10 protein-coding genes are annotated in these 14,159 nt (G+C 53.5%); 4 read left to right on the plus strand and 6 right to left on the minus strand.

Annotated elements, in window-relative coordinates:
- The first annotated feature begins 32 nt into the window (after positions 1–32).
- Positions 33–1,910, plus strand: a complete 1,878-nt coding sequence (locus tag G7Y39_RS09820) for a SusD/RagB family nutrient-binding outer membrane lipoprotein (RefSeq protein ID WP_165157307.1) — start codon at positions 33–35, stop codon at positions 1,908–1,910.
- 127 nt (positions 1,911–2,037) lie between these two features.
- Here G7Y39_RS09820 and G7Y39_RS09825 read toward each other — a convergent pair whose 3' ends face one another.
- From G7Y39_RS09825 to G7Y39_RS09850, 6 genes are all read right to left on the minus strand, one after another.
- A complete protein-coding gene (locus G7Y39_RS09825) occupies positions 2,038–3,042 on the minus strand; it encodes a M28 family metallopeptidase (RefSeq protein ID WP_165157308.1) in 1,005 nt (334 codons plus the stop codon).
- A gap of 132 nt (positions 3,043–3,174) precedes the next feature.
- The gene (locus tag G7Y39_RS09830) at positions 3,175–3,336 is read right to left on the minus strand and encodes a hypothetical protein (protein WP_165157309.1); all 162 of its coding nucleotides are present in this window, start codon (positions 3,334–3,336) and stop codon (positions 3,175–3,177) included.
- Between the two features lie 187 nt (positions 3,337–3,523).
- Positions 3,524–4,306: a Cof-type HAD-IIB family hydrolase gene (locus G7Y39_RS09835; RefSeq protein WP_165157316.1), complete on the minus strand. Its 783-nt coding sequence runs from the start codon at positions 4,304–4,306 to the stop codon at positions 3,524–3,526.
- 222 nt (positions 4,307–4,528) lie between these two features.
- Complete coding sequence (gene nifJ / locus G7Y39_RS09840) at positions 4,529–8,080, minus strand: pyruvate:ferredoxin (flavodoxin) oxidoreductase (RefSeq protein ID WP_165157310.1); 3,552 nt, start codon at positions 8,078–8,080, stop codon at positions 4,529–4,531.
- 38 nt (positions 8,081–8,118) lie between these two features.
- The gene (locus G7Y39_RS09845; RefSeq protein WP_165157311.1) at positions 8,119–9,297 is read right to left on the minus strand and encodes an ATP-binding protein; all 1,179 of its coding nucleotides are present in this window, start codon (positions 9,295–9,297) and stop codon (positions 8,119–8,121) included.
- Between the two features lie 107 nt (positions 9,298–9,404).
- Positions 9,405–10,430, minus strand: coding sequence for a branched-chain amino acid aminotransferase (locus G7Y39_RS09850; RefSeq protein ID WP_165157312.1), 1,026 nt, complete (start codon positions 10,428–10,430; stop codon positions 9,405–9,407).
- 284 nt (positions 10,431–10,714) lie between these two features.
- On the opposite strand from G7Y39_RS09850, the gene metF reads away from it, so the two are divergent.
- The 3 genes from metF to G7Y39_RS09865 all read left to right on the plus strand — a co-directional run bounded on the left by metF (position 10,715) and on the right by G7Y39_RS09865 (position 13,944).
- Positions 10,715–11,668, plus strand: a complete 954-nt coding sequence (gene metF / locus G7Y39_RS09855) for a methylenetetrahydrofolate reductase [NAD(P)H] (protein ID WP_165157313.1) — start codon at positions 10,715–10,717, stop codon at positions 11,666–11,668.
- 18 nt (positions 11,669–11,686) lie between these two features.
- Positions 11,687–12,811 (plus strand): DNA polymerase III subunit delta, encoded by a 1,125-nt coding sequence (locus tag G7Y39_RS09860; protein ID WP_165157314.1) that lies wholly within the window; start codon positions 11,687–11,689, stop codon positions 12,809–12,811.
- 134 nt (positions 12,812–12,945) lie between these two features.
- Entirely contained in the window at positions 12,946–13,944 is a 999-nt protein-coding gene (locus tag G7Y39_RS09865) for a gliding motility protein GldB (protein ID WP_165157315.1), read from the plus strand.
- The last annotated feature ends 215 nt before the right edge of the window (positions 13,945–14,159 follow it).

Here is a 14,159-nt window from a genome sequence, read left to right on the forward strand (position 1 = left end):
ATTCATTAACGCATAAAATAAAGAATAGAGATATGAGAAAATATCATCACATAACATCCTTGCTGCTGGCAGGTTCCTCTTTGTTGATGACCGGTTGCCAGGATGATTTCGCAGAATTGAACCAAGATCCCTCGGCAGTAACGAAAGGCGATATCAGCTATTTGTTCGCCCAAGGCGTTTTGGACTTTGAGCCATCCGACTATACGTATTGGTTCTATAACGCAGACCAGATGTACCAATGGACACAGCTGCTGGTCAACACGGGTGGCGTGACATCCACCGTGTTCGACGGGGGTACGAATCCCGGGCTCAAAGCGATCGACGTATTGAAGTATGCCAACGAGATCAAGTATCTTCGCTCGCAGATGCCGGAAGAAGAGAGCCGCTTGTACGAGGCTTACGAGGCAGCCATCAATGTATTGTGCGCCTATATGGGAATCTTCGATTCCGATTTCATCGGGAACATACCCTATACGGAGGCCGCCCAAGCGTTGCACGGGGGTACGTTGACACCGAAGTACGACAGCGTGGAAAGCTTGTATAACTTATGGCTGAGCGATCTGGACGCGGCGATCGTCACCTTCACGACGGCCCAGGACCAAGTATTCAGCGCGCAACAGGACGCGATCTATAACGGCCAGAAAGACAAATGGGCGAAATTGGCGAACTCATTGAAATTGAAAATCGCCGCCCGTCTGATCTCGCAAGACCGCGCGAAAGCGCTCCAGATCGCGGAACAAGTGGCGCAAGCCTCTTGCGGCGTATTGGATGGCGAGGCCGATGATTTCTTGTTCAACAAGGCTACCTATAATTCATCCAACCAGGATAAGACCTATCACTGGAACAACGGCGTCCTGCAAAGCGTGGGAGGATCGAAGACATTGATCGACTTGATGGTAAACAACCGCGACCCGCGCGTCCGGTTCGTCTTCCAGAAGAATGATTGGAACTCCAAGGTCGTACAGTTGTTCTTCGATGCGGGCAAGCAGTCTCAAGTGCCCCACTATATCATGGAGAACATCGATTATACGGTGGGCGCTGACGGCAAATACAAATTCAACGCGTGGAAAGGCGCCGGCGAGCCGTGGGTACGCTACTACGGATTCCCGCTGGATTACAACGCCGGACAGCAAGCCGGTAAGTTTGGCGATTGGTTCAACTATTCCATCAATTGCAAGTACAACGATGATTATACCTACATACCGTTCTCTGGCTTCCAGCAAGAGCTGGTGTATGGCCGGATCGATTTCACCTACCCGGTCGCCGCGGGAGATCCTGTCATCCAAGACGTTGAGGATAACCCCTGGTATGGTATGTATTTGACCACCGCCGAGGTGAACCTGTATCTCGCGGAGTTCAAGCTGTTGGGCGCGAATCTGCCCGGGTCCGCCCAAGGCTATTTCAACAAGGCGATCCGCGCTTCCGTCGAGGAATACGACCGTCTGGCTCGTTTGAACAAGATCCCGTACTACGGCACGACTTACAATTACGACCCGCACGAGAAATCGATCGAATTGGTGGCCGGCGAGATCGACGAGATGATGTCTCACAAGGACTATCAGCTGACCGGAGACAAGGCCTCGGATCTGGAGAAGGTATACATCCAGCAGATCCTGCACTTCCTGATGTCGCCGATCGACGCTTACGCGACCGCGCGTCGTTCGGGTGTGCCCAAGATCGGATCCTCCATCTTCCCGCGCATGGATTACAGCGCGCAGGGTTTCCCCGTGACCAAGATCCCGCGTCGGGTGGCGTTGAACGCGCCGTCGCCAACGGACTTGATGTATGATGTCTTGAATCAGACTTACAAAGAGCAGGGCTTCAGCGTCGGCTCCGGCGATATCTTGAACAGCGAACGCATCTGGCAAGATATCAACGCGCCGCAATGGGGCGCCGGTCCGGCCCTTTAATCCTTTAGCGGAGAGGGATCGTACTTAAAAACAAGCAGGTCGGGAAACGGATGTTTTCCGACCTGCTTTCGTTTCGCCCCCTCGCTCACCGCGCCGCCGCCCTACGGCGCGGTTTTCAGCGGTTCTCCTAAAATGTCTCCTCGTTCGCCATATACCACATGTTGAGGAAAGAGGCCTTCGTGATGTTCACCACCTTGTCCCAATTGATCCTTTCGGCATGGTCGCCGGGCAGGTGGTAATCCGGGTGCCCGTCGGTATGGTACCAGATGATCGGAATGCCGATCCGGGCGAAGGGACCGTTGTCGCTCCCTCCCACGGGGTTGTCCCACGGACGGTAATCCGGCGTCAGGTTCAAGTTGTATTTCCGGATGTCGCTCTTCAGCCAATCGCCGAAAGCCGGGTGCGCCTCCGTGTAGAAATAGACCACGTGCGCGGGCTTCGCCTCATCATGGTTACGCCCGATCATGTCGAAATTCAAATAGCCTTTCACGTTCTTTATCTCCGGGAAGGAGCGGACAAAGGCTTTCGACCCGAGGAGCCCCTTCTCCTCGCCGTCCCAGAAGGCGAATATGACGGTCCGCTCCGGTTGCCGGCCCGCGGCGAGGAAAGCCCTCGCGATCTGCAAAACGGCGGAGACCCCGGAGGCGTTATCGTCCGCCCCGTTATAGATCGGGTCGCCGTCCAGCGCCGGGTCGATGCCCAGGTGGTCGTAATGGGCGCCGACAATCACGATCTCATCCGGGCGCTTCCCCTCGATCTTACCCAATATATTATTCAAGGATAGCTTCCGGAAAATGCCGGTCTGCTTGATCGCGGCCACCGAGTCCGGGTGGACCTGCCAACGGGCTCCCCTTTTCTGGCGTTCCAGGTGGTAGGCCTCGAACGGATGGTAATAGGAATCGCCCACGGGATCGATTCCCAGGGCCTTCAAGTTCGCCACGATATAATCGCCCGCCACGCGGCCGCCGCGGGAGCCGGCCTCGCGACCCTCCAGGTCATCATCGGCCAGGAAGCCGATATGCGCCTCGGCGGTCGACCGGTTTATTACGTCCAAACCCCTCTTCTCCGGGCTCTCTGCCCAAAGAGCCGTACCGAATGCCAGCGACATTACGAGTAATCCTGCTTTTTTCATCGTTGTCATGTTCTAATGATTCTTGTTTTTGTTTTTTCATCCACAAATATAGGTAATTTCCCGGATAACGCGAAGGAGCAGGGAGGGGGAAGGTAGGTTTAATTCTTTACGTCGGGGGAGAGACGCGGCCTTTCAGTTCTTGTCCGCGTCTACACGTATCTCGCTCATCAGGCGACGGATCTCAGCGCTTAATCGCTGACTCATGGCGCCGTTGCCGGTCGACCGGTAACGATCCGCTTGATAACGCAACATCGCTAAAGCACGCATGCTTTTCTCTTTTTCTCTCATCATCATACTCTTTTTGTTTTACGCTTCCCGCGCTTGGAAAGCCAGTTAATAACTAATCCTAAAACGATCTTTCTCTCTTAAACCGTCGCGAATATAACCGTTTTATTCAAAACAATGTTGTAGAACATATGAAAATATTTCGTTTTTTCGATTATTTATGACTCGTGCAAATAAGTCTGAACCGGCCGGGCGCTCATTCAGCGATCAGGCCGAAGTGCCTCAGGGCGTTCCAGACGCCATCGTCATCCACGGAGTCGGTCACGTAATCCGCCGCCGCTTTCACCGCGTCGCCGGCGTTGCCCATCGCCACCCCGATCCCGGCATGGCGAAGCATGGCGCTGTCGTTGCCGCCATCGCCAAAGGCCATCGTCTCGCGGAGCGAGATCCCGTAATACGCGATGATCTTGTCGATCCCCACCGCCTTGCTGCTGCCCCGCGGCACGACGTCCGCGAACAGCGGGTTCCAGCGCGTGGCCTCGCAATGCGGCAGGACGGACAGGATGCGCTCCTCCTGGGCGGGAGAGAAAAAGGCGATCAGCTGGTACACCTCCTTCCCGCCGTTGCCGCGCAAGGGGCGCGCGGGGGGATGGGGGAAGTCCAGCATGCCGTAAAGCTGCCGCGCGGAGTCGTCCACGTAGTTCTGGTAGATCCCGTCTTCCTCCACCAAGGCGCACGGGAACTCCTCCACCTCCTCCTGATAGCGGATCAACGCCGCTATATCCTCCGGCGGGATCGGGTGTTTGTAGATTACCCGCTCTTTCCCGGCCAGGCAATAGCCTCCGTTCAAGGTTACATAGCCGTCGAAGACTTGCGTCCCGAGGTTATTGATCGACCGCGCCTGGCGGCCGGTGGCGATGAAAACCTTGATCCCCTTTTCCCGCAACCGGTCCAAGGCGCGGGCCGCGGAGTCCGGCAGTTTATGCGTCTTGAAACTTACCAACGTACCGTCAATGTCAAAAAATACCGCCTTAATCATATCGTTATCCTGTTTTGGGGGCAAAGATAAAACATCCTGTCCTATTTCCCGCGCGTATCGCTTGCCGGGCGGGGCTTTTTATCGCATATCTCCCGCCTTGCGACAGGCCCGCTCGTTCGCGAGGGTAACGTTTTCCGCGCTGCCGAGCAAGAAAAAAAGGCGGTGCCTTCTCCGTCTCCGGAGGCACCGCCCTCATGCTGCTCTAAAGGAGCTGTTCTATAATCAAGCCTCTACATCCCAATTCTCGGCGGCCATGCGCTTGTAGCTGCGCAGACGCCATTTCGCGTTCTCCTCGGCGGCAGCGAACAACTCGGCGGCCTCCTGCGGATATTGCTTCATGACGGAAGCGAAACGGACCTCCCCCTTCAGGAAGTCTTGGAACTTGCTCCAATCCGGCTCCTTGCTGTCCAAGGTGAACGGGTTCTTGCCCTCTGCCTCCAAGGCCGGGTTGTAGCGCCACAAGTGCCAGTAACCGCACGCTACGGCCTCTTTCTCCTCGGCTTGCGACTTGCCCATACCCTTCTTCAGGCCGTGGTTGATACAAGGCGCGTAAGCGATGATCAGGGAGGGACCGTCGTAAGCCTCCGCCTCGCGGATCGCCTTCAAGGTCTGCGCCTGGTCGGCGCCCATGGCCACCTGGGCCACGTATACATAGCCGTAAGTGGTAGCCATCAAGCCCAGGTCTTTCTTACGTACCCGCTTGCCGGCGGCGGCGAACTTGGCGATCGCGCCCACCGGAGTCGCCTTGGAGGACTGACCGCCCGTGTTGGAGTACACCTCCGTATCCAATACCAGGATATTGACATTCTTGCCGGAGGCGATCACGTGGTCCAGACCGCCGTAACCGATATCGTAAGAGGCGCCGTCGCCACCGATGATCCATTGCGAACGTTTCACCAGGAAGTGAGACAGCTCCTTGATCTGGGCGCAAACCGGACAACCCTCCTGGATGCCCTGCTCGACGAATGCCATTACCCGCGGGGCCAGTTCCTTCGTCTTCTCGGCGTCGTTCTGATTGGCGATCCAGGCGGCGGCTATCTCCTTGGCCTCGGCCGGGGCATGCTCGCCCGCGGTGACCTGTCGCAACAAACCCTCCAGACGCTTACGCATCTTCTCGTTCGCCAATTCCATACCCAGGCCGAACTCGCAGAAGTCCTCGAACAGGGAGTTCGCCCAAGCGGGTCCTTGCCCCTTCTCGTTCGTGGTATAAGGCGTGGAAGGAACCGATCCGGAGTAGATGGAAGAGCATCCGGTAGCGTTGGCCACCATCTCGCGGTCGCCGAACAACTGGGTGATCAGCTTCACGTACGGCGTCTCGCCGCAACCGGAGCAGGCGCCGGAGAACTCGAACAACGGGGTCGCGAACTGCGAGTTCTTCACGTTGGACTTGATGTCTACCAACTCTTGCTTGGAGGAGACGTTCGCCACGCAGTAGCTCCAGTTATCGGCCTCGGCCAGCTGGCCTTCCAGCGGAACCATCGACAAGGCCTTGTTGCCCTTGAATCCCGGGCAGATATCCGCGCAGTTGCCGCAACCCAGACAGTCGAGCACGTCGACCTGCATGCGGAACTTCATGCCCTTCAGCGCGGCCGGGGCCTTCACGTCTAACATCGCGAAGCCGGCGCCCTGCTGCTCCTCGTCGTTCAACACGAACGGACGGATAGCGGCGTGAGGACAGACGTAGGCGCATTGGTTACACTGGATACAGTTCGCCTCATTCCATGCCGGGACGAAAGCGGCCACGCCGCGTTTCTCGTATTTAGCGGTGCCCGGGTGCCAGGTACCGTCTTCGATGCCCTTGAAAGCGGAGACCTTCAACAGGTCGCCATCCTGCGCGTTGATCGGGCGGACCACCTCGTTGATGAACGCCGGGTCGTTGTTCGCGGCCGCCTCGTCATCCGGGAGGTTGGCCCACGCGGGATCCACCGTCAGTTGGTTATACTCGCCACCGCGGTCTACCGCGGCGTAGTTCTTGTTCACCACGTCCTCGCCCTTCTTGCCGTACGACTTCACGATGAACTTCTTCATCTGCTCGATCGCCAGGTCAACAGGGATGACCCCCGTGATGCGGAAAAAAGCCGACTGCAGGATCGTATTGGTACGGTTGCCCAAACCGATCTCCAGGGCGATCTGTGTCGCGTTGATATAATATACCGTGATGTTCTTCTGGGCGAAGTAACGTTTCACGCGGTTCGGCAGGTGCTTGGCCAACTCCTCGGCGCCCCAGACGGTGTTCAGCAAGAAGGTACCGTTCTCGCGCAAGCCGCGGGTCACGTCGTACATGCGCAAATAGGCCTGGACGTGGCAAGCCACGAAGTTCGGCGTATTCACCAGATAGGTAGAACGGATCGGATGATCGCCGAAACGCAGGTGCGAACAGGTGAAACCGCCCGACTTCTTGGAGTCGTACGAGAAATAGGCCTGACAGTATTTATCCGTGTTATCACCGATGATCTTCACGGAGTTCTTGTTGGCGCCTACCGTACCGTCGGCACCCAAGCCGTAGAACTTCGCCTCGAACATCCCCTCGCCGCCCAGGGCGATCTCCTCCTTCTGAGGCAGGGAGGTGAAGGTCACGTCATCCACGATACCGATCGTGAAATGGTTCTTCGGCATCGGCAACGCCAAGTTCTCGAATACGGAAAGGATCTGGGCCGGAGTCGTATCCTTGGAGCCCAAACCGTAACGGCCGCCTACGATCACCGGGGCATCCTCCCGGCCATAGAAGCAGTCTTTCACGTCCAGATACAACGGCTCGCCGTTAGCGCCCGGCTCTTTCGTGCGATCCAATACGGCGACGCGCTTGGCCGTCTTAGGCACGGCGGCCAGGAAATGCTTGGCCGAGAAGGGACGATACAAGTGAACGGATACCAAGCCGACCTTCTCGCCCTTGGCCGTCAGGTAGTCGATCGCCTCGCGTGCGGCTTCCGTGACGGAACCCATGGCGATGATCACGCGCTCAGCATCTTCCGCTCCGTAGTAATCGAACAAACCGTGCTTGCGGCCCGTGATCTTGGAGATCTCGTTCATATACTCCTCCACGATAGCGGGAACTGCCTCGTAGTACGTGTTGGAAGATTCTCTGTGCTGGAAGAAGTGATCGGGGTTCTCGGCCATACCGCGGGCGACCGGTCGCTCCGGATTCAAGGCGCGGGCACGGAACTCGGCCAAGGCCTTCCGGTCGATCAGCGGAGCCAGGTCGTCATTCTCCAGCGCCTCGATCTTCTGGATCTCGTGAGAGGTACGGAAACCGTCGAAGAAGTTCACGAACGGCACGCGAGACTTGATCGTGGCCAAGTGAGCGACACCGGCCAAGTCCATCACCTCCTGTACGGAACCCTCGGCCAACATGGCGAAACCGGTCTGGCGGGCAGACATCACGTCTTGATGGTCGCCGAAGATACACAACGCGTGAGAAGCCAATGTACGGGCGGATACGTGGAAAACGCAAGGCAGCAATTCTCCGGCGATCTTGTACATGTTCGGAATCATCAGCAACAAGCCTTGGGAGGCCGTGTAAGTTGTTGTCAAGGCACCTGCTTGCAGTGAACCGTGAACAGCACCCGCTGCGCCACCCTCTGATTGCATTTCCTGTACCATTACGGTCTCGCCGAAAATATTCTTACGGCCGGCCGCAGCCCATTCATCTACATACTCAGCCATCGTAGACGATGGAGTGATGGGGTAAATCGCGGCTACCTCGCTGAACATATACGAGATATGGGCAGCGGCCTGATTACCATCACAGGTTAAAAATTTCTTCTGTTTTGTCATAGACCTAAAAACTATTAGTATTAAAAAAATATCCTTACTCAATATAGAAAACCGAACAACCAAAGCGGGATCATGTTCCCCTCTCCGACCTCGGTCTTATCGACCGCATAGTACATATCCGGATTGTTCTTCACTTTCATGCTCTCCTCGATCCGGAAGTTATACCGCGCGTTCACCAGGAAGTGGGCGTTCTTGTTCCCCTCATTCAGCCGATTGTCTTTCAACAGCTGGTTATAGAAGAAGGACTCGCGCACCGCCCCGGCGTTTACCTCCATCGGACGGATGGGGTACATCAGGTTCGGGTTATACATGTATACCTTGGCGGGCTTCTTCGGAAAGGATTCGCCCACCGGGTACAGCATACTCATCAAACGGGCATCTGTCAAATACTTGATATAGTTCATCACGGTAGCCCGGGAGGTCTCGATATCCTTACTCAACTGACTCACGTTTGGAGTACAAGGGGCGCTCGTAGCCAATAAGTAGAGTAGCTTGCGTAGCTTTGGCAGATAACTTTGCTCGATCTGTTTTATGTATAACACGTCCACCTCCAGCATCATGTTCATGGTCTTCAGCAGGTTCTCGGAGAAGTTGCGCTTTTCCAGGAAGAACGGATAGAAACCATGATGGAGATAATCTTGGAAATAGGCCATCGGCTTTACGACCGAGCAAATGCGTTTGGCGATTTCCGGATGGTTCTCCACGACCTCATCGAACGTGTACGCGGGGAACCGGTTCCCCGACATCAGGTTCAAGAACTCACGGAACGAGAACCCCCTGAGGTTATACGATACCACCTTGCCGGACAGGTCCGGGTTCTCCTCTTTCAGACGCATCACCGACGAGCCGGAGAAAACGATCTTCAAGTCCTCGAAATTATCATAGCAATACCGCAACTCTCTCGACCAGTCGGAATACTTGAACACTTGGTCGATCAACAGCACCTTTCCCCCTTTGGCCCGAAACTCGGCGGCGAAATCAACGAGCGTGCGTTCCGTGAAATAAAAATGATTCAGATTGATGTACAAGCATTCCTTATTGTCGGCGCCAAAATACGCGCGGGCGTAGTCCAACAAGAACGTAGTCTTTCCGACGCCCCGCGAACCCTTAATGCCGATCAACCGATCCTCCCAGTTGATCTCATCCATCAATTCCCTTCGCACCGGAGAATACAGATGCTCTACCAAGTATTTATGTGTTTTAAAGAATGCTTCCACCTACATAATGGGTAATTGATCATTTGAAATTACCGATGCAAAGATAAACATCTTTTCTCATTTGCAATGCGGAGATTGCAATCTTATTGCAAAAAGCAAAGTTCAAACTAACAATTGTCGATAATCGAGATCCACCCGTAAGTGTCCGGCTCGTCGCCATACTGGATGGCACGCAGCTTATGATAGAGTTTCTCGCAAACAGGACCCGGCTTGCCATCTTTGGCGATAACAAAAGATTTGTTCTCGTCCAAATCGTCGATTTGTGAGATCGGGGCGATAACCGCGGCGGTACCACACTCGGCAGCCTCGTCGAACGTAGCGATCTCCTCGAACGGAACCGGACGACGCTCTACCGTCAAGCCCATATCCTCGGCCAATCGCTGCAAGCTCTTATTCGTGATCGAAGGCAAGATCGAGTGGGAGCGCGGAGTGATATAGCTGTTGCCGCGGATTCCGAAGAAGTTCGCCGGACCGCACTCATCCAGGTATTTCTTCTCTTTCGGATCCAGATACAATACGGCGGCGTATCCCTTGGAATGAGCGATCTCGCCGGCTACCAGGCTGGCGGCATAGTTACCTCCCACCTTGATCGTACCGGTCCCGTTGGGAGCCGCGCGGTCGTACTCACGAAGCACGCATACCTTCGACGGCTGGAATCCTCCCTTGAAATAGGGGCCTACCGGAGTGACGAAGATCATGAACATATATTCGGGAGCCGGCTTCACTCCCACCTGAGCGCCCAAGCCGATCATCAGCGGACGGATATATAAGGCCGCGCCGCTCTCATAAGGAGGGACGAAACGTGCGTTTAATTTCACGACCTTCCGTACGGCCTCCTCGAACATCTCCACCGGCAGCTCGGCCATCTTGATACCCCGGCTGGAAGATTGCATACGCTTGGCGTTCTCATCCATACGGAATACACGGATCTTGCCGTCTTTCCCGCGGAAGGCCTTCAAACCCTCGAAAGCCTCTTGCCCGTAATGCAGGCAAGTAGCGGCCATGTGAATATTGATAATCTCGGAGGAAGAGACTTCCAACTCACCCCATTTGCCGTCGCGATAGTAGCATCTTACATTGTAGTCTGTCTTGATATAACCAAACCCCAGCTCAGACCAGTTTAACTTTTCCATATCTATACAATTTATCGTAATCCGTTTACAATTAACGAATCACACTATTAATAATATCATTCGAAAGCAAAAAAACGCCCCCAGCCGTCGCCATGGGAGATTTCGCGCACCGCAAATATACGCTAATTTATATATAGTTCGGCCTATAGGCTAAAAAAAGCAAGCGGACAAAGCCCTTGGTTGACACAAAAGCGCCCGATTAGCCGCTTTGTCAAGATTAATGGTCGTAAATGTAGGCTGTTTCGAAGTATATTCGCTACATTTGCACCAAAAATAATTGAACTATGAAAGTCATTGATCTGATAAGGAATAGTAAGTGCACCGCTTTTTCTTTCGAGATATTACCGCCGTTGAAAGGCAACAGCATCCAGAAGGTATATCATGTAATTGACAAGTTGAAGGAATTTGACCCTAAATACATCAATATCACCGCGCATCATAGCGAGTTTGTCTATAAGGCCTTGCCGGACGGAAGCTTCCAGAAGGTAAACATCCGTAAACGTCCGGGCTCCGTAGCGATCGCTTCGGCTATCCAGAATAAATACGGTATTCCTGCCGTACCCCACCTTATATGTAAGGGCTTTACGAAAGACGAGACGGAGTACGCTTTGATCGATTTGAACTTCCTGGGTGTAAACAACCTCTTGATATTGAGAGGAGATGTAAAGGCCTTGGAGGCCTCCCAACAAAATCCGGAGTTCTATCACGACCACGCGACCGACTTGCAACAGCAGGTTAATCGTTTCAACGAAGGTATCGCGTTGGACGGTTCCAAGATAGACGGCATAGAGACTCCCTTCTCGTACGGCATGGCTTGCTATCCGGAGAAGCACGAGGAGGCGCCCAATATGGAATCGGATATCTATTACCTGAAAGAGAAAGTCAAAAATGGAGCCGAGTATCTGGTGACCCAGATGTTTTTCGATAATGACAAATACTATGCGTTCGTGGATCGCTGCCGTGCGGAAGGGATCACGGTTCCCATCATCCCCGGTATTAAACCGGTCGTTTTCAAGAACCAATTAACGGTTCTTCCGAAGATATTCCGTACGGACATACCGGAGCCTTTCGCGACAGAACTACGTAAATGCAAAGATGACGCGGAAGCGAAAGAAGTGGGTGTGGAATGGTGTATACAACAGTGCAAGGAGCTGATCGCTCATGGCGTACCGAGCTTGCATTTCTACACAATGATGGCCTCGGATAGCGTTTACAAAATAGCGAAAGCCATTTATTGATGGGAAAGGGACTGTCTCATGTATTTTAAAGATATCATCGGGCAAGAGGAGGTCAAAGAACGGCTGAGACAATCAGCCCGGACAGGGATCGTACCCCATGCGCAGTTGTTCACGGAACAGGGAGGGGCCGGGGCGTTTCCGCTGGCTTTGGCGTACGCCCGTTATCTGAATTGCACGAACCGGACGGACGCGGACGCTTGCGGACGTTGCCCGTCATGCCTTAAATATGATGAATTGGCACATCCCGATTTGCATTTCGTATTCCCGATCGTAGCCAAGAAAGAGAAAAAGAAAGAGGTCTGCGATGATTATCTCGGTGAATGGCGCGGGTTCCTCAAAGAACATCCCTACTTCGATATGGATGGGTGGCTGGATTATATCGAGGCCGGGAACTCACAAGCGATCATCTATTCCAAGGAAAGCGATGAGATCATCCATAAACTGAGCCTGAAGATTTATGAGGCGGAATATCGCATCTTGATGGTTTGGCTGCCGGAGAAACTGCATCCCACTTGCGCCAACAAGCTTCTGAAAATCATAGAGGAACCTCCCATGAAAACGGTTATCCTTATGGTATCCGAGACTCCGGACCTTATCCTCGGGACCATCCAATCCCGTGCGCAACGCATCCACATCCGTCCCATTCAGACCGACGCGATCATGAATGCCCTGGTATCCCGTTTCGGACTTTCGCCCGAGGACGCCAAACAGGTCGCCCACCTCTCCTCCGGAAGTTTTATCAAGGCGATGGAGGCGATTAGCTTGGGCGAGGAAAATAAATTCTTTCTGGAGCAATTCAAGGCCATGATGCGAAACTCATGGGCGCGAAACGTAAAAGGCATGAAAGCGATGGCGGACGTCATGGCAGGGATCGGACGGGAACGGCAGAAGAACTTCCTCTCCTATTGCCAGCACTTGATCCGGGAGAACTTCATGTACCGGTTCCAATCGCCGGAACTGAATTACATGAATCTGGACGAGGCTAGCTTCTCCGTTAAGTTCTCCCCCTTCGTGAACGAGCGAAACGTGATCGATTTGATGGAAGAATTGGCGAAAGCGGAACGCCATATCACACAGAACGTGAATGCCAAGATGGTCTTTTTTGATTTATCCCTACGAATTACCGTACTGATCAAAAGATAAGTCTTCCGATTTTCTTGTTACGCCAATTCCCTTTCCATGGGATAACCGCCACGTTCGCACGCGACCCTACGGCGGTCACACAATATTACCCCATGCGATCCGTTTCTTAGTATATCACATTTATACGAAGAGATATGGTTACAAAACTCATCCTGGCCTGTATCTTGTCCGCTACGTTATCGAGCTGCAATGGGCAAAACACAAATACGATCAACTACGCTACCGTCGAACCCCTGCATATCCATCGCTTTGACAAGGATTTATTCCGGCTGATCGATACGGGAGATACGACCTTGCAATCCGGATTGGTTAAACAATACCCGGAAATGCTGGATATCATCGGGAAAGGCATATTAAACCTGCAAACCATCGAGGTGCCCGGCTTCTTCGAGAAGATGCGGCGTTATTACTCAGAGCCTACCTTGAAAGGCTTGTATCGTGACGCTATCACTCAATATGCTTCCGTGGAGGACATCGAGAAATCCTTGGGATACGGATTTGCCTATCTAAAGGAGAATTTCCCATCGATGCAGGTTCCTGCGATCTATATGCATGTATCCGGTTTCAACCAGAACGTATTGGTAGGCGACAGCCTGCTTTCCCTTTCCATCGATAAGTATATGGGAAAGGACTATCCCTTGTATCAGGATTTCTTCTATGAGTCCCAGAGATTGAAAATGCGACGCAGACTCGTAGTCCCCGATTATCTGGCGGGGTGGCTCATGTCCGAATATCCTTTCGCAGGAAAAGAGAACGTTTTGCTAGACCGGATGATTTACGAAGGAAAAATCAAATACCTGCTCTCGCAAGCCTTAGGCGCTCCCGATGCCGCCGAGCTAATGGGATACACCGAACAGGCCCACAACTGGTGCAAGGATAACGAAGGAGCGATCTGGAAAGCGATCATCGAGCACAAGCATCTTTATACCCCGGATCAACTGACGACTTCCCAATATTTCGAGGACATCCCGACCGTTTTCCCCGAGAACGACGCTCCCGGAAATATCGGGACTTGGATAGGCTGGCAGATCATCAACCAATACATGAAGGAGACAGGATCTACCCCGGAGGCGTTGATGCAAAACAACGACGCCCAAGAGATCCTAACCGCCTCAAAGTACAGACCCCTATAAACAGGGAAACCGCCCTATTCTCGCGAACAAGACGGATAACCTAATCTAACTTAATTCTAATACCATGAAAAACACTGTACCTTAATAACAATAGTCCGTTAAAAATATAACTATCGGCTAAGCGGCATCAGCCACAAGGCCAAAGAGTTCATTGACAAGTTTAGCATTTAAAGTTCTGTTCGGTCGCAGACCGGACCTCGCTAAAAATCGTCTGA

Origin of the sequence: Parabacteroides sp. ZJ-118 (genome assembly GCF_011038785.1) — a bacterium.
Taxonomy (GTDB): domain Bacteria; phylum Bacteroidota; class Bacteroidia; order Bacteroidales; family Tannerellaceae; genus Parabacteroides.